The sequence below is a fragment of the Microbacterium sp. NPDC060132 genome (assembly GCF_042729675.1).
Classification (GTDB): domain Bacteria; phylum Actinomycetota; class Actinomycetes; order Actinomycetales; family Microbacteriaceae; genus Microbacterium; species Microbacterium sufflavum.
In genome coordinates, this window is the sequence record NZ_JBHWXU010000001.1 from 3,191,359 (window position 1) to 3,213,001 (window position 21,643).

Annotated in this window: 20 protein-coding genes and 1 tRNA gene; 6 read left to right on the forward strand and 15 right to left on the reverse strand. The window is 70.5% G+C overall.

The annotated features are described in order from the left end of the window. Window positions 1-6 precede the first annotated feature (6 nt). Together leuS and ACFWCH_RS15460 are read right to left on the reverse strand one after the other, a co-directional pair. Window positions 7-2,544, reverse strand: coding sequence for a leucine--tRNA ligase (gene leuS / locus ACFWCH_RS15455; protein ID WP_136037320.1), 2,538 nt, complete (start codon window positions 2,542-2,544; stop codon window positions 7-9). 73 nt (window positions 2,545-2,617) lie between these two features. Next, on the reverse strand, window positions 2,618-3,928 hold the full coding sequence (locus ACFWCH_RS15460; protein ID WP_378803772.1) for an anthranilate synthase component I family protein: 1,311 nt from the start codon (window positions 3,926-3,928) through the stop codon (window positions 2,618-2,620). 41 nt (window positions 3,929-3,969) lie between these two features. Here ACFWCH_RS15460 and ACFWCH_RS15465 point away from each other — a divergent pair, with 41 nt between their 5' ends. The 3 genes from ACFWCH_RS15465 to ACFWCH_RS15475 are packed head-to-tail and all read left to right on the forward strand — an operon-like array spanning window position 3,970 to window position 6,536. Further along, entirely contained in the window at window positions 3,970-4,641 is a 672-nt protein-coding gene (locus ACFWCH_RS15465; RefSeq protein WP_136033589.1) for a DedA family protein, read from the forward strand. Between the two features lie 4 nt (window positions 4,642-4,645). Next, complete coding sequence (locus ACFWCH_RS15470; protein WP_136033591.1) at window positions 4,646-5,671, forward strand: App1 family protein; 1,026 nt, start codon at window positions 4,646-4,648, stop codon at window positions 5,669-5,671. A gap of 1 nt (window position 5,672) precedes the next feature. Continuing rightward, a complete protein-coding gene (locus ACFWCH_RS15475; RefSeq protein WP_378803773.1) occupies window positions 5,673-6,536 on the forward strand; it encodes a 3-methyladenine DNA glycosylase in 864 nt (287 codons plus the stop codon). A 15-nt stretch (window positions 6,537-6,551) separates the two neighbouring features. Here the strand turns inward: ACFWCH_RS15475 and ACFWCH_RS15480 are convergent, their stop codons facing one another. From ACFWCH_RS15480 to ACFWCH_RS15500, 5 genes are read right to left on the reverse strand one after another with little or no spacing between them, the layout of a single operon-like run. Continuing rightward, window positions 6,552-7,838 (reverse strand): glycoside hydrolase family 3 N-terminal domain-containing protein, encoded by a 1,287-nt coding sequence (locus ACFWCH_RS15480; RefSeq protein WP_378803774.1) that lies wholly within the window; start codon window positions 7,836-7,838, stop codon window positions 6,552-6,554. Window positions 7,839-7,857: 19 nt separating this feature from the next. After that, window positions 7,858-8,514: an SDR family oxidoreductase gene (locus ACFWCH_RS15485; RefSeq protein ID WP_136030705.1), complete on the reverse strand. Its 657-nt coding sequence runs from the start codon at window positions 8,512-8,514 to the stop codon at window positions 7,858-7,860. A gap of 28 nt (window positions 8,515-8,542) precedes the next feature. Further along, entirely contained in the window at window positions 8,543-9,070 is a 528-nt protein-coding gene (locus tag ACFWCH_RS15490; RefSeq protein ID WP_136030703.1) for a DUF3592 domain-containing protein, read from the reverse strand. Further along, window positions 9,067-9,858: a hypothetical protein gene (locus ACFWCH_RS15495; RefSeq protein WP_136030700.1), complete on the reverse strand. Its 792-nt coding sequence runs from the start codon at window positions 9,856-9,858 to the stop codon at window positions 9,067-9,069. The genes ACFWCH_RS15490 and ACFWCH_RS15495 overlap by 4 nt, the downstream gene beginning before the upstream one ends. Window positions 9,859-9,906: 48 nt before the next feature. Continuing rightward, entirely contained in the window at window positions 9,907-10,977 is a 1,071-nt protein-coding gene (locus ACFWCH_RS15500) for an NAD(P)-binding domain-containing protein (protein WP_378803775.1), read from the reverse strand. Between the two features lie 134 nt (window positions 10,978-11,111). On the opposite strand from ACFWCH_RS15500, the gene ACFWCH_RS15505 reads away from it, so the two are divergent. Further along, a tRNA-Ala gene (locus tag ACFWCH_RS15505) sits at window positions 11,112-11,187 on the forward strand. 144 nt (window positions 11,188-11,331) lie between these two features. After that, window positions 11,332-11,517, forward strand: coding sequence for a hypothetical protein (locus ACFWCH_RS15510; RefSeq protein WP_136030696.1), 186 nt, complete (start codon window positions 11,332-11,334; stop codon window positions 11,515-11,517). A gap of 64 nt (window positions 11,518-11,581) precedes the next feature. On the opposite strand, the gene ACFWCH_RS15515 is transcribed toward ACFWCH_RS15510, so the two are convergent. The 8 genes from ACFWCH_RS15515 to ACFWCH_RS15550 all read right to left on the reverse strand — a co-directional run bounded on the left by ACFWCH_RS15515 (window position 11,582) and on the right by ACFWCH_RS15550 (window position 19,811). After that, complete coding sequence (locus ACFWCH_RS15515) at window positions 11,582-11,866, reverse strand: hypothetical protein (RefSeq protein ID WP_136030694.1); 285 nt, start codon at window positions 11,864-11,866, stop codon at window positions 11,582-11,584. A gap of 91 nt (window positions 11,867-11,957) precedes the next feature. After that, entirely contained in the window at window positions 11,958-12,959 is a 1,002-nt protein-coding gene (locus ACFWCH_RS15520) for an Lrp/AsnC family transcriptional regulator (protein ID WP_240744543.1), read from the reverse strand. A 23-nt stretch (window positions 12,960-12,982) separates the two neighbouring features. Next, a complete protein-coding gene (locus ACFWCH_RS15525; RefSeq protein ID WP_136035915.1) occupies window positions 12,983-13,882 on the reverse strand; it encodes an alpha/beta fold hydrolase in 900 nt (299 codons plus the stop codon). A 25-nt stretch (window positions 13,883-13,907) separates the two neighbouring features. Further along, window positions 13,908-15,086, reverse strand: coding sequence for a Xaa-Pro peptidase family protein (locus ACFWCH_RS15530; RefSeq protein WP_206251110.1), 1,179 nt, complete (start codon window positions 15,084-15,086; stop codon window positions 13,908-13,910). 9 nt (window positions 15,087-15,095) lie between these two features. Then, window positions 15,096-15,995 carry an ABC transporter permease gene (locus tag ACFWCH_RS15535; RefSeq protein WP_136030686.1) on the reverse strand — a complete coding sequence of 300 codons (900 nt, stop codon included), beginning with the start codon at window positions 15,993-15,995 and terminating at the stop codon, window positions 15,096-15,098. Further along, a complete protein-coding gene (locus ACFWCH_RS15540) occupies window positions 15,992-16,954 on the reverse strand; it encodes an ABC transporter permease (RefSeq protein WP_136035917.1) in 963 nt (320 codons plus the stop codon). Before ACFWCH_RS15540 ends, ACFWCH_RS15535 begins: the two co-directional genes overlap by 4 nt. 32 nt (window positions 16,955-16,986) lie before the next feature. Next, window positions 16,987-18,606 (reverse strand): ABC transporter substrate-binding protein, encoded by a 1,620-nt coding sequence (locus tag ACFWCH_RS15545; RefSeq protein ID WP_136045768.1) that lies wholly within the window; start codon window positions 18,604-18,606, stop codon window positions 16,987-16,989. Beyond that, window positions 18,606-19,811 carry a dipeptidase gene (locus ACFWCH_RS15550; RefSeq protein ID WP_136030679.1) on the reverse strand — a complete coding sequence of 402 codons (1,206 nt, stop codon included), beginning with the start codon at window positions 19,809-19,811 and terminating at the stop codon, window positions 18,606-18,608. The genes ACFWCH_RS15545 and ACFWCH_RS15550 overlap by 1 nt, the downstream gene beginning before the upstream one ends. A gap of 156 nt (window positions 19,812-19,967) precedes the next feature. Between ACFWCH_RS15550 and ACFWCH_RS15555 the strand changes: the two genes are divergently transcribed. Beyond that, window positions 19,968-21,635: a dipeptide ABC transporter ATP-binding protein gene (locus ACFWCH_RS15555; protein ID WP_378803776.1), complete on the forward strand. Its 1,668-nt coding sequence runs from the start codon at window positions 19,968-19,970 to the stop codon at window positions 21,633-21,635. Window positions 21,636-21,643 lie beyond the last annotated feature (8 nt).

Below are 21,643 nucleotides of genomic sequence, written 5' to 3' on the forward strand. Positions count from 1 at the left end.
GACGGATCAGCCCGCGACGACGATGCTGACGATCTTGGGAGCGCGCACGACGACCTTCACGATCTCGCGGTCGCCGATCGACCGGATCACGCGCTCATCCGCGCGGGCGAGCGCTTCCAGCTCGGCCTCGCCGATGCGCGCGGGGACCTCGAGCTGAGCCCGCACCTTGCCGCCCACCTGCACGACGGCCGTGACCGTGTCCTCCACGAGCAGCGCGGGGTCGGCCGAGCGCCACGTGACCAGTCCGACGGACGGTTCGTGCCCGAGCAGCTCCCACATCTCCTCCGCGGTGTGCGGCGCGATCAGGTCGAGCATCACGGCGATCGTCTCGGCGGCCTCGCGCACCGCGGGGTCGCCCGCACCGCCCGCGCCGTCGATGGTCTTGCGGGTGACGTTCACCAGCTCCATCAGCCGGGCGACCAGCACGTTGAACTTGGTCTGCTCGACCAGGGCCGGAGCCTCCGCGAGCAGCTTGTGCGTGGCGCGACGCAGGGCCGCGTCTCCCCCGTCGAACACCACGTCGACCGGGCTGGACACCTCGTGCCCGATGCGCAGCGCACGCGAGAGGAACTTCTGCGCGCCCGTGGTCGACACGTCCGCCCAGTCCTTGTCGTCCTCCACCGGACCGGCGAAGGCGAGGCCCACGCGCAGCGCATCGGCGCCGTGCGCGTCGAGCTCCTCCTGGAACAGCACCAGGTTGCCCTTGCTCTTCGACATCTTCTGCCCGTCGAGCAGCACCATCCCCTGGTTGATCAGGTTCGAGAACGGCTCGGTGAAGTCGATCAGGCCCATGTCGAACAGGACCTTCGTGATGAAGCGTGCGTAGAGCAGGTGCAGGATCGCGTGCTCGACGCCGCCGATGTACGAGTCCACCGGCGCCCAGCGCGACGCCTGGGCGGGGTCGAACGCCACGGTGTCGCTGTTCGGCGAGAGGAAGCGCAGGAAGTACCACGAGCTGTCGACGAACGTGTCCATCGTGTCGGGGTCGCGCAGCATGGGGTCGCCGGTCTCCGGGTCGGTCGTGCGCACCCAGCTCTCCGCCCCGCCCAGCGGCGAGGTGCCCTTGGGCTTGAGGTCGAGTCCCTCGACGCTCGGCAGCTTCACGGGCAGCCGGTCCTCGGGCACCGGCACGATGCGGCCGTCGTCGCCGTGCAGCATCGGGATCGGCGTTCCCCAGAAGCGCTGTCGCGAGATCAGCCAGTCGCGCAGACGGTAGTTCTTCGCCGCACGGCCCGTGCCCGACGCCTCCAGCTGCTCGATCGCGCGGGCGATCGCGTTGCGCTTGGACAGCCCGTTCAGCGGACCCGAGTTGATCATGCGACCGTCGCCCGTGAGCGCGACACCGGTCGATGCGGGGTGCTGCTCGTCGAGCGCGGCGCCCGTGTCGATCGGGACGCCCTCCTCGTCGACCTCGATCACCGGCATGGCCCCCGTGATCGGCGCGGTCGTGTCGACCACGACCTTGACCGGCAGGTCGAAGGCGCGGGCGAAGTCGAGGTCGCGCTGGTCGTGCGCGGGAACCGCCATCACGGCGCCGTGGCCGTAGTCGGCCAGCACGTAGTCGGCGGCCCACACCGGCAGCTTCTCGCCGTTCACGGGGTTGATCGCGTAGCGCTCCAGGAACACGCCCGTCTTGGGGCGATCCGTGGACTGCCGATCGATGTCGGACTCCTTCTGCACCTGCTCCAGATAGTCCTGGAACCGCTGGCGCACCTCGACGGGAGCCTCGGCGGCCAGTTCAGCGGCGAGATCGGAGTCGGGCGCCACCACGAAGAACGTCGCACCGTGCAGGGTGTCAGGGCGCGTGGAGAACACCGTCACCGGCTCGTCACGGCCCTCGATGCGGAAGTCCACGTCGGCGCCGACCGAGCGGCCGATCCAGTTGCGCTGCATCTGCAGCACCTTGTGCGGCCAGAAACCCTCGAGCTGATTCAGGTCGTCGAGCAGCCGATCCGCGTAGTCGGTGATGCGGAAATACCACTGGGTGAGCTTCTTCTTCACGACCTCGTAGCCGCAGCGCTCGCAGCGACCGTCGACGACCTGCTCGTTCGCCAGCACCGTCTGGTCGTTCGGGCACCAGTTGACCGGGCTCTTCTTGCGGTACGCCAGGCCGCGCTCGTACATCTTCAGGAACAGCCACTGGTTCCAGCGGTAGTACTCCGGGTCGGACGTGTGCAGGACGCGGCTCCAGTCGAACGAGACGCCGTACTGCTCGAAGCCGACCTTCTGCTGCGCGATGTTCTGATAGGTCCACTCGCGCGGGTCCGCGCCCTGGCGGATCGCCGCGTTCTCGGCGGGCAGGCCGAACGAGTCCCAGCCGATCGGGTTGAGCACGTTGTGCCCGCGGTGACGCCAGAACCGCGCCACGATGTCGGAATAGAGGTAGTTCTCCGCGTGCCCCATGTGCAGGTCGCCCGAGGGGTACGGGAACATCGCCAGGACGTAGCGCCGCGGGCGGGTGTCGCCGTCGCCGCCGGTAAGGAACGTCTCGTGCTCCGCCCAGTACTTCTGCCACTTGGCCTGGATGGCGTGCGCCGAGGGCATCTCCTCGTCGACGGGAGCGGTGGACAGGTTCTCGGACAACGAACGCACGACCAATCTGAGGGGAATTGCGGGATCAGTTCAGGATATCGGAACCCCACGGCCAGGGCGGCTCCGCGCCCAGCGCCGCGAGCGGAGCCCTCGCCTTGGTCGCGACCTCGGCGACCTCGGCCGCCGGCACCGAGCCCCACGTGATCCCGCCGCCCGCTCCGACCACGGCCTCGTCCCCCGCGATCACGATGCTGCGGATCACCATCGCGAGGTCGACGGCGCCGTCCACGCCCACGTAGCCGAAGCAGCCGGCGTACACGCCCCGGGGGCCGCCCTCCAGCTCGTGCAGCCGCGTCATCGCCGACAGCTTCGGCGCCCCGGTCATGCTGCCGGCGGGGAACGCGGCCGCGAGCAGCGCGCCGAGCGTGACGCCGTCCGCCAGCGTGCCGCTCACCGTGCTCACGAGCTGGTGCACGGCCGGGTAGCTCTCCACGACCCACAGCCCGTCGACACGGATCGTGCCGGGCACGCACACGCGCGACAGATCGTTGCGCATGAGATCGACGATCATCACGTTCTCCGCGCGCTCCTTCGGGTCGCCGGCGAGCTCGGCGGCGAGTGCGGCATCCGTGTCGGGGTCGCTGCTGCGCGGCCGGGTGCCCTTGATCGGCCGGGTGCGCACGACTCCGCCCGCCGCGTGGAGGAACTGCTCCGGACTGGCGCTCAGCAGCGCGCGCCCGCCGATGCGCACGAAGCCCCCGTGGTGCGCGGGGGTCGCCGACCGCAGCCTCCGGTACACCTCGACCGGGTCGTGCGTCCCCGGCACGGTGAAGCGCGTGGTGAGGCAGAGCTGATACGCGACGCCCGCGCGGATCAGGGCGCGGCACCGCTCGATGAGCTCGGCGTACTCCGCGGGGGTGTGCCGGGCCACGGTGGTCCCCGGTACCGGATCCGGCCGCGCGGGAGTGAGGTCGACCGCCGCGACGAGGAGCTCGTCCGCCCAGGGGTCGGCGTCGGGCCCGGCGGGGTCGAGCGCCCACAGGCGATGGCGCGCATGGTCCCAGGCGATCGCGTGGGTCACCCGCATCCAGCCGTCGGGCACCGGGTCGTCCGCGGACACCGGGGCACCGGCGGCCGCGGCACCGCCCTCGTACGTGCACCAGCCGACCCATCCGCCGAGGAACGGGGGGAGCCCGGGCTCGGAGACGCGGCCGTCCAGCCGCACATCGTCGGGTCTCGGCGACAGCACGCCGACCCCCAGCAGACTCCACCCCTCCGCGGCTCCCTCCCCCGCGTCCAGCCAGAACACGTCACCCGCCCTGGCGGCGAGCACGCGGAACAGCCGCTCGGGGTCCGCCCAGGTCGGCAGGGGTCGGGGGCTCAGGTGCGCGCGCACCTTCCCAGCCTAGGTGCGGCGACGCCCGATATTCTCAGGGGGTGGACGACCTCCTGCTCTGGCTCCTCGACACCGTGCAGTCGATCGATCCGGTCACGCGCACGCTGGTCGCCGGACTCGCGGTCATGCTGGAGACGAGCATCCTGATCGGGCTCATCGTCCCCGGCGACACGATCGTGATCATCGCCTCCATGGGGATCGCGACCCCCTGGGAGGGTGTGGCGATGGGCGTGACCGTCGTGGTCGGCGCCCTGATCGGCGAGAGCATCGGCTTCGGGCTCGGCCGGTGGCTCGGTCCCCACATCCGCTCGTCGTGGCTGGGGCGCCGCATCGGCGAGCAGAACTGGGTGCGCGCGGAGAACTACCTGGCCCGCCGCGGCGGCATCGCCATCTTCCTCTCCCGCTTCCTTCCGGTGCTGCACTCCCTGGTGCCGCTGACCGTCGGGATGAGCGAGTACCCGTACCGCCGCTTCCTGGCGTGGACGACGCCCGCCTGCATCATCTGGGCCACGGCCTACGTGAGCGTGACCTCGCTCGCGGCGGGAAGCTTCCGCGACCTCGTCGACCGGGTGCACTACGCGAGCTACATCTTCGTCGGCGCCATCGCACTCTTCCTGCTCCTGGCGTATCTGGGCAAGAAGCTGCTGCAGCGGCTGGAGGCGCGGCATCTGGAGGCGCCGGAGGCGGGCACGGACGCCGACGTGAAAGACTGAGGCAATGGCTTCCCCACCCCCGGCGCCCAGGATCCACTGGTTCGCACGGCTCGAGCACCGCCTCCACGTGTGGCGCGAGGGGCGAGCGCGCCGACGCGGCCGCAGCGCCACGATCCTCCCATTCCCCGGCTACGGCGGTCCCGGGTGGGTGCGCGTGCTGGGGCGGGTGCTCATCGTGCCGCCGCAGCGCAGCAACCGGGACGGCGAGCCGGCGAGCATCCGCGGCTGGCGCAGCTTCGTCGGCATCCCGGTCGGGTTCGCGTCGGTCAGCGTGCACGTGGGCGACAGCACTCACCAGGTCGTCGCCGACCGCGGTGGTGTGATCGACGCCGTGATCCGCGCCGACCTGGAGCCCGGGTGGCAGACCTTCACGGTCACGGTCGAGGGGCAGGAGCCGATCGAGGCGCGGGCGTTCATCGTCGCGGCGGACACCCGGTTCGGGGTCGTGTCCGATGTGGACGACACGGTGATGGTCACGGCGCTCCCGCGCCCGTTCATCGCCTTCTGGAACTCCTTCGTCGTGGATGAGCACGCCCGCATCCCGGTCCCGGGCATGGCGGTGCTGCTCGACCAGCTCCTGCGCCAGCACCCCGGCGCGCCCATGGTGTACCTGTCCACGGGCGCCTGGAACGTCGCACCCACGCTCTCCCGGTTCCTCGGGCGGCACCTGTTCCCCGCAGGGTCGCTGCTGCTGACCGACTGGGGCCCGACGCACGACCGCTGGTTCCGCAGCGGCCGCGAGCACAAGCTCACGAACCTGCGCCGCCTGGCCACCGAATTCCCCGAGGTGAAGTGGCTGCTGATCGGCGACGACGGCCAGCACGACGAGGCCATCTACACGCAGTTCCAGGAAGAGCACCCCGACTCCGTGGCCGGTGTGGCCATCCGGCGCCTCCTTCCCGCCGAGGCCGTGCTCGCCGGTGGGCGCGCCGAGATGGAGTCGCACGAGGCGGACGCCGCCCCGTGGGTCAGCGCCGAAGACGGTGCCGGTCTGCGCGACCAGCTCGGCGACGTGGGCATCCTGCACTGACATGGCCCTGTCGCGCGAGGAGTGGCTCCCGCGGGAGCAGGCGCATCGGGAGCGTGCCGACACGCTGACCGCCGACCACCGTGCCCGCCTGTCCCGCGGCGAGAAGCACCCGGTGTGGGACTTCCTCCACACCTATTACGCCTGCAAGCCCGCGCAGCTGCGGCGCTGGCACCCCGGTGCGGGGGTCGAGCTGCGTGACGCCGCCGAGCGTGCCGGGTGGCGCTGGTACTCCCCCGGCGCGACCCCCGACGCGGTGGTTCCCGATGTCGACCGGTACGCGGCCGAGAAGCCCGAGCTGGCCGCGCTGGTCGAGCGCATGCTGCGTCGCACGGCCTCGCGGCCCGGTCAGTTCGGCTGCTTCGGACTCCACGAGTGGGCGATGGTGTATCGCGCGGACGAGCACCGTCACCCCGTGCCGCTGCGCCTCGGGAAGGACGGCACCGATGCGGTCGTGGAGACGCACGACCTGCGGTGCACCCACTTCGACGCGTTCCGGTTCTTCACCCCGGAGGCCGTGCCACGCAACCGGACGACGCTCAGCAGGGACGGGCAGCCCCAGGTCGAGCAGCCGGGGTGCCTGCACGCCGGCATGGACCTGTACCGCTGGGCCATGAAGCTCGGGCCCCTCGTGCCCGGTGAGCTGCTGCTCGACACCTATGAGCTGGCGAGGGACATCCGCCTGCTGGACATGCAGGCCGCCCCCTACGACCTGGCCGCCTGGGACGTGGAGCCCGTGCGCATCGAGACGCCGGAGGGCAAGGCCGACTACGTGCGACGACAGCGCGGCTTCGCGGAGCGGGGGGCGGTGCTGCGCGCGGCTCTGCTCCGCGCCTGGCTCGGCTCGGACGCACGCGCCGTCGCCTGAGCCGTCGCTTCCGCCTCAGCCGGCCGGGGTGCAGGTGTCGCAGACTCCCCAGGTCGCGGTGGATCCCGCGAGCTGCATCCGCAGGGCCAGAACTCGCGTCGCGGCGTCCGCCAGCCGCTCCGCGGGCAGGGTGCCCGCGTCGACCGCCGCCGCGATGCCCGCGGCCATGCGTCCGGCGGTCTGCGCGTCGGAGCCGGCGACCATGAGCACCAGGTCGTTGCCCGCCGCGACCGCCGCCACCCCGTTCGCCACCGGATCGGCGTAGGCGGGGTCGCCCGACGACAGCAGCATCCCGAGGTCGTCCGTCACCGAGACACCGTCGAAGCCGAGCTCGTCACGGGCGAGCGTGTGCCACGTCGCTGAGAGGGAGGCGGGCAGCGGGTCGACGGCGGTGTAGGCGAGATGCCCGTACATGAGGAGGGAGGCTCCCGCGTCGATGCCCGCGGCGAAGGGCACCGCGTCCGTCGTCTTCCACTCCTCCAGGCTCCGTCCGGTGGTCGGGATCGCGTGGTGCGAGTCGCCCGGAGCCGCACCGTGGCCGGGGAAGTGCTTGAGTGCGGAGGCGACGAACGGCTGCTGCGCCGAGGTGGCCGCCGCGACGCGCTCGGCCGCCCCGGACGGATCGGTGCCGAGGGCCCGCCCGAAGATGAACGAGCCGCTGTCGGCGGTGACGTCTGCGACCGTGCCGAAGTTCACCGTGATGCCCGCACGGGCCACCAGTGCACCGCGGGCGGCGAACGCGGCCGACGTGTCGGCGGCCGGGCGGTCCTTGAGGGTCGTTGAGGCGGGGAACACGTCCCCGTCGAGCCGGGAGACCAGGCCGCCCTCCTGGTCCACCGCGATCAGCGGAGGCAGCGTCGGGTCCACCGCGAGAGCATCCGTGAGCGCGTGCAGCTCGGCGTCGGTGCCGGGGATGTTCACCCCCATCAGGATGAACCCGCCGAACCCGGCCTGCATGTAGGCGGCCAGCGCTGCCGGGTCGGTGCCGCCGATATGTCCCATCACGATGGAGGCCGCCTGCTGCGCCACGGGCAGGTCGGCGACCGCGGCGGCGGCGCGTTCGCGGAGATACGCGGTGTCGGCGGCGTCCACCGTGGCGTCGGCGCTCCCGGCATCGTCGGTGGGCGCGGGAGTCTCCCCCGCGGTGGTCGCGGCAGCGGCAGGCGCGGGAGGGGCGGTCCACGTCGCTGCGGTCGATGTCGCAGCGGGCAGCGGTGGCGCGGCGGCGGGCGGCGCACAGAGGGCGAGCGCCAGCGCGGCGAGCACTCCGACCGTGCGCCGTCGCGCGGGCCTCAGGGGCACGTCGGGGCCTCCGTCACGGTCAGCCCGCGAGGGCCTCGGCGATCGGGAGCGAGGAGTCCGCGTCGCCGTTGCCGAAGCGGATCGTGCGGCCGACTGTCGCCGGATTCTGCAGGACCTCGACGATGACGGCCGCGACGTCGGCGCGCGAGACCTCTCCCCGGCCTTCGGGGTCGATCTGGATGCGTCCGGTCGGCTCGTCGAACGTGAGACCGCCCGGTCCGAGGATCGTCCCGGCGAGGTTCGAGCCGCGGAGGTGCTCGTCGGCGGCCCACTTCGCGTCGGCGTACGCGAAGAACGGGTCGTCCTGCGGGATCCCGTGCTCCGCGGTGGAGCCGATCCAGGACACCAGGACGTAGCGCTCGACGCCGGCACGCTCGGCGGCGTCCATCGACCGCTCCGCCGCGTCGCGATCGACAGCGTAGGTGCGCTTCGGGTCACCGCCGCCCGCGCCGGCCGACCACACCACGGCGTCGTGCCCGCGGATGATCTCGGCGAGGGCGTCGACGTCGAGCTGTTCGATATCGGCCACCAGGGCGGTGGCCCCCGTGGCCTCCACGTCGGCGACGTGGTCGGGGTTGCGGATCACGCTGGTGACCTCGTCGCCGCGGGCGACGAGCAGCGGGGCGAGCAGGAGGGCGATGCGGCCATGGCCGCCGAAGACGAGGACGCGCGACATGCTTCCACCCTACGCGCCGGGTCCGACGTCAGCGCGGGGTCTGCGCGCTGTCGATCACGAACGCCTGCGGGTGGTCGGGCAGGTAGCGCACCACGACCGGGGCGCCGCTCGGCAGGTACGCGTCGCGGTCGGGGTAGACCGCCGGGGTGAAGAAGTTGCTCTCCAGCGTGTACTCCACGCCCTCCGCGGTGGTGAACGTGACCCAGTCCCCGTCGATCGTGGCCGTCGTTGGTCGCCCGTTGTCGTAGATGTACGCGCGCGTGACAGGCACGCCGGTCAGGCTCAGGATGCCGATCACGAGCGACCCGAGCATCACGAAGGCGAGCACCCGGAACACGATCCGCACGATCGTCCCGCCGATCCCGGCCCGCGGACGGGTGTCGAGCGGCAGCAGCCCCTCCCGCTCGCGGATGGCCCGCAGCGACCCACCCGGTGTGGCTCCTCTGGCCGACACGGCGAAGAGCCCGAGGATCGAGAAGCCGGCGATGAACACCATGGCGTAGCCGTGCGACGCGGGGAAGTTGACGAGCCACATGAGGGTGTCGAGCGGGTTCATCGCGTCGCCTCTTTCTCGATCGTGACCGCCACCGTGTGCGGATCCTCCCGCCGGTAGTACGCCCAGATCGGCGCGCCCACCTGCAGCCGCGACACCGCCTGGGGATACACGAACACCGTGGTGTCGGCCTCCCAGGTCGCCGCCCCCTCCGGTGCCACCAGCACCTTGAGCGCGAGCTCGCTCTGCCCCTCCCTGCGGCGTCCGGTCGGGCGCACCTCGAGCACCGACGCGGGCACCGCGGTGCCCGTGGTCCTGGCTCGCACCTGGGCGGGGTCGATGAGCCCGCGGTCGATGCGCCACTGCAGCATCGCCTCTCGCACGGTCGGGTCGCTGAGGTCGGCGAGCTGCACCGTGTCGTGGTCGGTCGTGCTGTACCGCACCGGCACGGGCTGCCCGACCTGGAGTCCCGCGGAGTCGGAGGGGTCGATGAGCATCCGCAGCTGTCCGATGAAGTCGTCGCCCTCAGCGGGGCTCACGCGCAGGAACAGGTCGTACTGCGGCACGTCGTTGATCGTGACGCCCGTGCGGGAGAGCTCGACGATCGTGCCGACGCCGATCCGGGTCTCGCCGCGGAGCTTCGTGCGGCGGCCGAACCCCGTCATCGTGCCGCCGAACGTGAGGAGCAGCCCCCAGGCGACGCCGATCAGGATCGGGCCGCCCAGGGTGTCATCGCCCGCGAACGGGAGGATCGAGTGGCGCTGATCGACGCCGAACAGTCCCTCGCCCACCCAGATCGCCAGCCAGGCCGTGAGCAGGAGCCAGACGACCGTGAGGATGATGCGCAGCATGGTCTTCAGCGTATCGAGAAGCCCGGCCGCACTCCGGCTGACGCGCCCTCAGCCGGTCGAGACGGGAACGGCGGCGGCGGCCAGCGCCCGCTGCACGCCCTTCGCGGCCGAGCGCCCCGCACGGTTCGCGCCGATCGTGCTGGCCGAGGGCCCGTACCCCACGAGCTGCACGCGCGGATCGGCGACCGCGGTCGTACCGCGGCCGTGGCGGTCGAGCTGGATGCCGCCCGCGGCGCTGCGGAGGTGCAGCGGCGCCAGGTGCCCGATCGCCGGCCGGAATCCGGTGGCCCAGAGGATCATGTCGACCCGTTCGAACGACCCGTCGGCCCAGCGCACCCCGTCGGGCTCGATGCGTGCGAACAGCGGCCGAGGGTCCGCATAGGCGCCGAGCCGCTCGGCCTCGCGCTCCTGCAGACGCAGCATCAGCCCGGTCACACTGACGACGCTCCGCGGTGGGAGCCCGGCCGCGACGCGCTGCTCGACGAGCGCGACCGCCGCGGCCCCCGCCTCGGGGGTGAAGTCGTCGCTGCGCCAGACGGGCGGTCGCCGCGTGACCCACAGCGTCTCGGTGATCGGGGCGAGGGCGCCGAGGAACTGCACCGCGGACGCGCCCGCGCCCACGACGAGCACTCGGCGGCCTCGGAAGTGCTCCGGTCCCGGGTAGTCGACCGTGTGCAGCTGCTCGCCGAGGAAGGTCTCCATGCCGGGCACGTGCGGCACGAACGGGTGGGTCCAGGTGCCGGTCGCGTTCACGAGCGTACGGGTCGTCCACTCCCCCTCCGGTGCCTGCACCACGAGCAGCCCGTCGTGGTCGTCCACGCGACGCACGTGCACGGGGCGCAGAACGGGGAGGTCGTGCGCGCGCTCGTAGGCCGCGAAGTATTCCGGCACCGCCTGGTTGGCTCGACGTCGGTCGCGCGCGGGCGGGGTGTCGCCCGGCAGCTCGGCGACGCCGTGCACGTCGCTCATGGTCAGCGCGTCCCAGCGGTGCTGCCAGGCGCCGCCCGGCCGCTCGTCGGCGTCGAGCACCACGTGCGGGATCCCGAGCCTGGTCAGGTGGTACGACGCCGAGAGGCCGGCCTGCCCTGCACCGATCACCAGGCTGTCGAGAATGCTCACGCTGTCAGGAACGCCCGGAGAGCCGCGGTTGTTCCACCCCGGCGACGCGCCCGGGCTGCCCGCCCCGATTGGTGCCGGTGTCGCTTCGTGTAGTACGCTGTTCGAGTTGCTCCGGCAGATGAGGAGCGGCTTCTGGGCCTGTGGCGCAGCTGGTAGCGCACCTGCATGGCATGCAGGGGGTCAGGGGTTCGAGTCCCCTCAGGTCCACCAGAGAATCCCGCGAGAGATCGCGGGATTTCTTCGTTTCCGGCACGGTCGCACGGGGCTAGCGCCGCAGCGCGCGAGCGTCAACCGTCTCGCGAAGCCCCCCGCGTCGACGTAGACAGGTCGCATCCGCCGACGAAAGGATGCCCCATGTCCAACCCGACTCCCCCGATCCCGCCCGTCCCGCCGTTCGCCGAGGGTGACGCGGAAGACGTGCCCACGCGCGAGGTCGACGGCGAACGCGTGCTCGACGAGGACGCCGACGACGCACAGATCGACAGCGCCGAGGCCGACCGCGCCGCCACGACGGCGGACGTCGACGGCGACGACGCCTGACCGCCGGACGAGAGAAGGGCACCGCCTCGACCGAGGTGGTGCCCTTCTCTCCGCGCTGCGGCGCTCACGTCGCCAGCAGCGGGGGGCGGTGCGGGATCGCGATCGGGCGCGTGGCCCGGCTCGCCCCCTGCATCCGCTCGACCTCTTCGAGAACCTCGAACGCGGTGCCGTAGCGGATCGCGAGCGGAAGGTCGCGCAGCCACGTCACCTCGACCTCGGTGTCGGCGAGCTCGTAGACGCAGGCGACGACGTGGCGCGGGTCGTTCTGGGGATAGCGCAGGTCGTTGATCACCCACTCGGACGGTGTGATGCGGTGGAGCACGAAACGGGGATCGGGGATGTCGGACATCTGGGGGCCCTCCAGGACTCTCTTATAAGGAGGGTGCGCCCTGCGGGCACGGAAGGGTAGGCCCTTGACACCTGACCGGCGAAGTGCAGGACTAGGTGTCGAGCCCGCCCGCGGAGGCCACCTGCGCCCGCCACCACGGAGTCTCGATGAACCCGCGCTTCATGAACACGAGCTCCATCGCGGCGTTCCATCCGCGCACGCCCTTGAGGTGCGCGATCGTCCCGGTGAGGAAGTCGTGCAGGGTCTCGGTGCTCGGCAGGATGATCTCGCAGTACAGCGAGTTCTCCTCCAGCGCCGCCGCGAGGAACCGCACGGACACGTGCTGCGCGAGCGTCTGTGCCACCGAGGCGATGCGCGACGGCTCGACCCGCAGCATCAGCAGCGTCTCCGCGCTCATGCCCAGCGCCGACGCGGGCACCATCGTCACGGTCGTGAGGCAGCCGGCGCTGCGCATCCGCTCGTACCGGCGCCGCACGCTGCTCTCGTTCATGTCGAGCGCATCGGCGATCGACTGGAACGACGCCCGTCCGTTGTAACGCAGTTCCGCGACGATCGCCCGGTCGGCGTCGTCGAAGTGCGTCGGGTCGCACGTGTTCGGTGCCGGCATGTACGACTTCGGGTCGCTGGCGGCCTCGGCGTGCGAGTCGTACAGCTGACGTCCCCAGTCGAAGCTCACCTTGTAGGTGTGCACGACGAGGTCGCTGCGCCAGCGCTCCACGCCGGGGATGGCCTGCAGATCCGTGAGCACGTGCGCGTAGGTCGCCGAGTCCCCCGGGATGACGACCTCCGCGAACACGTCGAACTTGCCGGTCACCAGGGTCACGAACCGCACGTACGGGGAGCCGATCAGCGCCTGCGCGACGCTCAGCTGCGACCCGGGGGTGCAGTTGATGCGCACGAAGAACGTCTCCACGTGCCCCTCGCTGCCCAGGGTCGGCACGATGCCCACGCTCACCACACCCTCGGCGAGCAGCTGCTGCCCGCGCCGGGTGACCGTCGAGACGGACGCGCCGGCGAACTCGGCGATCGACGTCCAGCTCGCGCGTCCGTCCTGCTGAAGTGCGACGACGATCCTCCGGTCGAGATCGCTCACTTCTCTCGTCAGTGGAACGCTCGTCATCGGGTCGGCGGGTACACCCGGTGCAGGAACGTGCGCACCGCTTCCGTCCACGCCTCTGCCTCCTCGATCTGCGGGGAGTGCCCCGACTTCTCGAACACCACCATCTCGGAGTCCGGGATGAGATCGGCGATCGTCTGGCTACACGATACTGGCGTGATCCAGTCGGTCCGGCCCACGGTGATGAGTGTCGGGACTGCGATCTCGGGCAGCCGCGGCTTCAGGTCGTAGTCCGGCAGGTTCACGGAGAAGGCGTAGTTGTGCGCCCGGTAGCGGTAGGGCGTCGCCTGCACCTTCCGCTCGACCGCCTCGGGGTCGTAGACGAAGTCGTACAGGGGCAGGATCTCCCGCCAGCAGTCCTTGAGGTCCTCGTCGTCGCGCACCTGCCCGAGGTCGATGCGGTCGAACTTCTCCATGTCGATGTCGACCCGGTCGGAGGCGAGGGCGTTCTCGCGCGCCAGGTGCGCGTTGGAGTTGTCCGGGGAGGTGTCGCGCAGCACGAGCGCGGCCACGCGGTCGGGGTAGCGCAGCGCGTACTCCATGGTCATGAAGCCGCCGTAGGAGCCGCCGGCCATGACGATCTTCTCCGCGCCGATCCACTCGCGCAGACCGTCGATGTCGGCCGCCCACTGCTCGTGGCTGTAGGTGCCGTTCCCCTCGCTCTGGCCGCTGCCCCTGGCGTCGAACACGACCACCCGGTACTCGTCGGCGAGCCGGCCGAAGCTCGCGCGCGGCTCGGCACGCGACCCCAGCCCCGGGGCGCCGTGGTGGGTGATGATGACGGGCGCGTTCTCCGGGCCGAGCACCTCGACGGCCAGGTGGTTGCCGTTGATCTCGACCCACTGGTGGTCGCTCGTGGCGGCGGCGAACTCCGGGGAGACGTCGGGGGTGGATGTCATGTCGTCCTCTTTCTTCAACAGGCGTTCAGAGCGCGATGGTGCACTCGTCGAGGCTGCGCGGATAGGTGGTCAGGGGTTCGGCGCCGTCGGCGGTCACGAGCATGCTGTCGCTGATGCGATACCCCGCGTGCCCCGGCACGTAGATGCCCGGCTCGTTGGAGACGACCATGCCCGCCTCCAGGAGCGTGGCGTCGCCGTCCTCCAGCCACGGCGCCTCATGCATGCCCAGACCGATGCCGTGCCCCTGGCGATGCCGGATGAACTCGCCCAGCCCGGCGTCGCGGATCACGTCGAGGCACAGCCGGTTCGCCTCGCGGCACTCCAGGCCCGCGCGGATGGTCTCGCGGCCCACGCGCTGGGCGTCGCGGATCGTGTCGTGGTAGCGGCGCTGCTCGGCCGTAGGCTCCCCGAGCACGAACGTGCGCTCGCCCTCGATGAAGCGGCCGCCCACGGCGCAGCCGAGCGAGAGCATGAAGGTGTCCCCCGCCCGGAGCCGGTTGACCGACGGCAGCCCGTGCGGGAACGCGGAGTTCGCGCCGGAGTACACCAGACCGCCCGCGAGCAGCGAGGCCACGACCACGTTGCGGTGCTCGGCATACATGACACGGGTGCCGGCGGAGGTCACGTGCCGCTCCAGCTCGGCCTCGGTGGGCAGCTCTCCGCCCGCCGCGACGGCCTCGCGCACCAGTGCGACCCCGGCCTCCAGCATCAGGTCGGTGATGCGGGCCGCTTCGCGGTGCAGCACCACCTCCTCCGGGAACTTCACGTATCGGGTGCGGGTGAGCAGGTCGGACGGCACGAGCTCGGCGTGCGGCATCGCGGCGCGGGCGGCGGCCAGGCGCTGATACGGCATCGTGGTCGCGAAACCGACCCTGCCGCGCGGCGACACCGCGTCGGCGAGCACCTGGAACGGCGGGACGACCCCCGGGAACTCGAAGAACGCGACCAGCTCGGCGCGCGCGGACTGCGACTGCGCGTACTCGCGTTCCAGCTCGGGCAGCAGCATCACGACGCGCCCTCCCGCCTCGACCCAGATCGCGACCGGCCGCTCGGACGGGTGGTGGAAGAAGCCGGTGAGGTACGCGATGTCTTCGGGGTGGTCGGTCAGGAAGGCGTCGAAGCCCTCCTCCCCCATCCGCTCGCGGACACGCTGCTGCACGGTGTCGAAGAACTCCGGCGCGAGGCGCTGATCGAAGACGGTCATGCGGTGCTCCTAGCGGGACAGGTGGCGCGGGTTGCGCGCGTCGTTGTAGGCGATGGACAGGAGGGTGGCCGACAGCACCAGGATCAGGATCGCGATGGAGGGGAACAGCGTCAGCCACCACGCGCTCACCATGGCGCCCGCCTGCTGTGCCTCGTACAGGATGCGGCCCCACGACCACGTGGTCGGGTCGCCCAGTCCGAGGAACGCCAGCCCCGCGGCCGACAGCACCGCCCGCGACGCGGTCACCACGACCGAGACCACGACCACCGGGGTCACCGCGGGCAGCACGTGCCGCGTGATGATCCACAGCGGAGAGGTCGTCATCAGCCGGGACGCGTCGACGTACGGCAGCCCGACGACCGTGAGCGCCTGGGAACGGACGAGTCGGGTGACCTCGGGCCATGAGAACGCCGCGACCACGAAGATGATCGTCGAGGTGCTCGGCCCCACGAGCGCCGCGATCAGGATCATCAGCGGCAGCACGGGCAGCGACAGGGTCATGTCGACGATCACGCTGATGATGCTGTCGAGCTTGCGGAAGTAGGCCCCGATCACCGCGATGATCGTGCCGAAGACGATCGCGATCACCGAGGCGGCCACGGCGACCAGCACGCTCTGCTGCGTGCCCCAGATGACCTCGGAGAACACGTCGCGGCCGAGCGCGTCGGTGCCGAACCAGTGGTCCCCGCTCGGCGGGCGCAGCACGTCGGGCCCGTAGCTCGCCGGGTACGGGGCGATCAGGGGCGCCGCGAGGGCGACGATCACGAGCAGGATCAGCAGGCCGAGCGAGATCATGCCGAGCGGGTCGCGGCGGAAGGCGCGCCAGGTGTGCGCGCTGGCCCGCTCGCTGCCGGCCGCGGTCGGTTCGCTGGGGACGAGGTTCTCGGTGGAGGGCAGCGGAGCGGTCATGCGGTCTTCACTCTCGGGTCCAGGTAGCCGTAGATGATGTCGGTGACTGTGTTGGCCACGACCACGGTGATGGCGAGCATGAGGAATGCGCCCTGCAGCACCGGGAAGTCGAGCTGCGTGACGGCCTCGTAGATGCCGCGGCCGATGCCCGGGTAGGCGAAGACGGTCTCGGTGAGCACCGCCCCGCCGACGAGGAACCCGAGCTGGAGCCCGATCAGCGTCGTGGTCGGCAGCAGCGCGTTGCGCAGCGCGTGCTTCCACAGGATGCGGCGGCCGCGGAGGCCGTTCGCCTTCGCGAGCAGGATGTAGTCCTCGCCGAGCGTCTCGATGAGGGTGGAGCGCATGGTCAGCACGTAGGAGCCGACCTGGATGAGCATGAGCGACACCGCCGGGAGCACGAGGTGCTGCGCGACGCTGAGGTACCACTCGAAGCCGTAGGTGTTGTTGGTGTAGGCGCCGCCGATGGGGAACCAGCCGAGGTTGAGCCCGAACACGAACAGCAGCAGGATCGCGACGCTCGGCACGAACAGCGACTGCCCGGTCACGCCGAGCACCTGCACGGCCCTGTCGATGAAGCGACCCCGGTGCGACGCGGCCGCGACGCCGAGCGGCACCCCGATCAGGATCGTGAGGACGAGCGCGGTGATGGTCAGCAGCAGCGTCCACGGCAGCCGCTGCAGCAGCACGTCGGTCACCGGGATGGACTGCGTGAAGGAGATGCCGAGGTTGCCCTGCAGCAGCTGCCACATGTACAGGCCGTACTGCACGATCAGCGGCTGATCGAGGCCGTACTGCTCGAGGATGGTCGCCCGGATGTCCTCCGTCATGTTCGGACTCGCCAGCGCAAGGGCCGGATCGCCGGGCAGCAGACGCAGGAGCAGGAACGTCACGGTCACGGCGAACCAGATCGTGAGCAGACCTCGACCTGCGCGACGGAGAATGAACGATGCTCGGGACACCCGGGCGACCTTCCTCGAGAGTGGGGGTTTTCTTACTCGACCGGGTGCGCGCTCGCGAGCGAGAGCGGGTTCACGATCGACAGCAGTTCGCTCGGCTTGGAGATGAAGCCGGACCATTCGTCGCTCGCGGCGAAGAACAGGTTCTGCGTGTACATGATGTTGTCGTAGACCTGCTCGTGCACGATCTTGTTCGCCTTGCGCATGATCTCGATCTTGTCGTCCTCGTCGAACGTGACCATGCCCTCCTCGATCAGCGCGTTCAGCTCGGGGTCGTCGACGTGGGTGTAGTTGATCGCGCCGCCGGGCAGGTACGACAGGGCGAAGTTCGTCACCGGGTCGTCCATGATGGCGAAGTTGCCGGCGTAGATGTCGTAGTCGCCCTCGTTGGTCATGGAGAGGTAGGTGTTGCGCTCCGTGCCCTGCAGCTCGATCGTGATGCCGGCCTCGGCCGCGCTGTCCTTCACCATCTGCGCCCACTGGCTGGTCACGCTGTCCTGCAGCGAGTAGATCAGGCGGAACGAGACGGGGAACATGCCGTCGGCGTTCGCCGTGTACCCGGCGTCTTCCATGAGCTCGCGCGACTTCTCCGGGTCGAACTCGTACTCGGTGACGGAGTCGTCGTAGTACTTCGCGAGCACCGGCATCAGGGCGCTGGATCCCGTGGAGACGGCCTGCCCCTGCAGGACGACCGTGCGGATGGCCTCGTAGTCCACCGCGTGGGCGAGCGCCTGGCGCACCTCGGTCTTCGCGAGGTCGGGCTTCTCCATGTTGTAGACGAGGTGCGCGTAGCCGAGACCGGCGGCCTCGATCACCTGCAGTCCGTCGGTGCCCTTCAGCTGCTCGACCTGTGCGGGCGGGAGGGCATTGGCGATCACGTCGATCTCGCCGCTCTGCAGCGCCAGGATCTCGGTGTTCACGTCGGGGTACACGCGGTACACGACCTCGGCGGGTCCGGGGACGCCGCCGTCGACCAGCGGGTAGTCCTCCACGCGCTCGAGCGTGTAGTGCTGGCCGACCTGGAAGTCGGTCATGATGAACGGGCCCATGCCCACCCAGCCGCCGTCGCTGCCGTCGTTCGCGAACTCCGCGATCGATCCCTTCGGCTCGAACACGTGCTGCGGCACGACGACACCCCAGAAGCCGATCTCGTCGATGATCGACGAGTCGGGCTGCGTGAGCGTCAGCTCGACTCGGGTGTCGCTCACCGCGGTCGCGGTGTCGAGGTTGCCCAGCTGTCCGTAGAACGTGCCGGGCGCCTGGTCGCGCTTGACCGCGTTCAGCGTCCACGCGACGTCCTCCGCCGTGAGCGGCTCGCCGTCGCTCCAGGTCAGGTCGTCGCGGATCTCGTAGAACCCGGTGGTGTCGTCGACGTAGCCCCACTCGGTGGCGACGTGCGCCTCCTTGGTCCCGTCGTCGCTGATGCTCAGCAGGTGCGGGTACATCAGGTTGGTGACCCACGAGTCCGTGCGGCTGTTGCCGAGCACGGGGTTGAAGTTCACGACGTCGGTCGTCGTACCGATGCTGAGCGTCTCATCGCTCGGCCCGGTCGCGGCGGACGACTCCCCCGGCTCGGGTGCCGTGGGGGCGCACGCGGCGAGGCCGACGGCGAGGACCGCGGCCGCACCGAGTGCGAGGAACGTGTTGTGCTTCATCAGACCCAGACCTCCTCGAGGACGCGCATGGTGTTGCCGCCGACGACCGCGCGGATCTCGTCGTCGGAGTAGTCGTGCTTCACGAGCCAGCCGATGATGTTGTAGAAGGCCTCGGCGGGGTTCTCGATGCCGTCGACGTACGGCTGCTTCTCGTAGTCGACGTTGGCGTGCGCCTGACCCAGCGACAGGTTCGAGGAGAACGCGTCGTGCAGGCCCACGTGGTCGCCGAACAGCGTGTCGGGTCCGAAGCTCACGTGCTCCAGGCCGACCAGGTCGACGCAGTACTGGAAGTGGTCCATGACCGACTCCAGCGAGTGCTTCGGGTGCTGGGGCGAGATGGTGGTGTGCGGTGCGGCCTCGATGCCGATGACCCCGCCGCGCTTGGCGCACTCGATGATCGTCTCGTCCGTCTTCATGCGGTTCGTCGGCCACAGTCCGCGGGCGCCCGCGTGGGTGATGAAGACCGGCTTGGTGGAGTGGGCGATCACGTCGAGGCACGTCTGGTCGCCCGAGTGCGAGATGTCGATCGCGATGCCGAGCTTGTTCATCCGCTCCACGGCGCGCTCGCCGAAGTAGGTGAGTCCGCCGTCGCCGCGCTCCTTGAGGCCGCCGCCGAGCATGTTCGCCTCGGAGTAGGCGATGCCCATCTGGCGGACGCCGAAGCCGTACAGCACATCGAGCCGGTCGACCTCGTTCTCGATCATGGTCGCGGCCTCGAGCGCGAAGATGTGCGCGACGCGGCCGGTCTCCGCGGCGTACCGGATGTCCTTGATCGACTCGGCCTTGATCACGAAGTCCTGGTGCGCGAGGTCGGCCATGCGCACGCCGAGGTCGAACAGCACGTCCTGGTACTTCCACCCGGCGTCGCTGGAGATGCAGCAGGTGCCGTCCATGCCGTTGTCGAACACCGCGGTCAGACCGGAGCGGGCGAGGCCCTGGTAGCCGGTGGGTTCGCGGCCCTGGCGGATGTGGTCGCGCAGCTCCCCCATGTCTTCGGGGAAGACCTGCACGTGCTCGTGCAGCGAGATCACGGTCTCTTCGCGGAGGAGGCGCTCGGTGCGCTCCTTCTGCGCGTCGCTGAGGCCGAGGTCGTACGCCGGCACGCGGCCGATCTGCTTGGCGTAGCGGAACTCGCGGTAGTCCTTGCCGGCTTCCAGGTAGTCGTACGCGGTGTAGCCGGTGTAGCGGTCTGCTTGTTCGAGCACGGATGCGCTCCTTCGGGTCGATACGGGGGTGGCCTCCCGTTCGTCGAGCGGGAGATTTCCTCGAATCTCGACGATTCCGGCGCGAAAGTCAACTGTTGTGATGATTTTCGGCCGAGATGTTTCCTGTTCGAAACAATTCAGCGCCAGGATGCTGGCATGATGTCATCCATGGAGAACACATCCGTCCCCGAGAACACCGTCGTCCTCGACGTCCGCGGCCTCACCGTGACCCTCGACGGCTCGCGCGGACCCCAGCGCGTGGTCGACGGCATCGACCTCACCGTGCACCGCGGCGAGGTGTTCGCCCTGCTCGGCGAGTCCGGCTCCGGCAAGTCGATGACGGCGCGCGCGATCATGGGCCTCATCGACAACGGCACCGTGGAGGCCGCGACCCTCTCCCTCGGCGACACCGACCTGCTCACCGTCACGCCGGAGCAGCATCGGCGCCTGCGCGGCGTCCGGGTGAGCCTCGTGATGCAGGACGCTCTCTCCGCACTCAACCCCGTGCTCAGCATCGGCGACCAGATCATCGACCTGATCCGCGCGCACACGCCCGTCGGTCGTCGCGAAGCCGAGGCGCGCGCCGTCGAACTGCTCACCCTGGTCGGCATCCCCAGCCCGGAGAAGCGCGTCCGCGACTACCCGCACCAGTTCTCCGGCGGACAGCGGCAGCGCATCCTGATCGCGATGGCCATCGCGCTCGACCCCGACCTGATCATCGCCGACGAGCCGACCACCGCCCTCGACGTCACGGTGCAGGCGCAGATCCTCGACCTGCTGCTGTCGCTGCGCGACCGCCTCGGCATGGGCGTCCTCCTGATCACCCACGACCTCGGCGTCGTGATGGAGGTCGCCGACCGGGTCGCCGTGATGCGCACCGGGCGCATCGTGGAGTCCGGTCCGGCGGACGACGTGCTCACCGCACCCCGGGATCCGTACACGCTGCAGCTGCTCGACTCGATGCCGCAGGACGTGAGCGCCGCGGCGGACGATGACGGCTCCGCGCCGATCCTGGAGGGACGAGGACTCGAGCGCACGTTCCGCTCCGGGAGCGGACGACGCGCACACCGCGTCACGGCCGTCGGCGGCGTCGACCTCTCCCTGCGCAGCGGCGAGATCCTCGCGATCGTCGGCGAGTCCGGCAGCGGCAAGTCCACCCTGGCGCGCATGCTCGTCGGCCTCGACTCCCCCGACGCCGGCACACTGCGCTACCGGGACCAGGACGTGACGCGGGGTCGGCTGCGCGACCGCAAGGTTCTGCGCCGCGGCGTGCAGATGGTGTTCCAAGACCCGTACATGTCGCTGAACCCGCGCATGACCGTGCAGCAGATCATCGCCGAGCCGCTCGCCGCCACCCGCACCGGCACCCCGGCGTCACGCCGCGAGCGGGTCTCCGAGCTGCTCGAACTGGTCGGCCTCGACCCCGACATGGCCTCGCGCTTCCCGCACCAGTTCTCCGGCGGACAGCGACAGCGGATCGGCATCGCCCGTGCCCTCGCGCTCGACCCCGATGTCCTGGTGTGCGACGAGCCGGTGTCGGCGCTCGACGTCTCCATCCGCGCGCAGATCATCGACCTGCTGTGCGAGCTGCGCGAGCGTCTGGGCATGTCGATCGTGTTCATCGCGCACGACCTGTCCCTCGTGCGGCACATCGCCGACCGCGTCGCCGTGATGTACCTCGGCGACATGGTCGAGGTCGGCGACACGGAGGAGGTCTACCGGCACCCCGCGCACCCGTACACGCAGGCGCTGCTGTCGGCCATCCCGCCGCAGACGCGCGCCGAGCGGGGCATGCTCCAGCGACGCACGCGGCTGTCGGCCTGAGCGCCGCG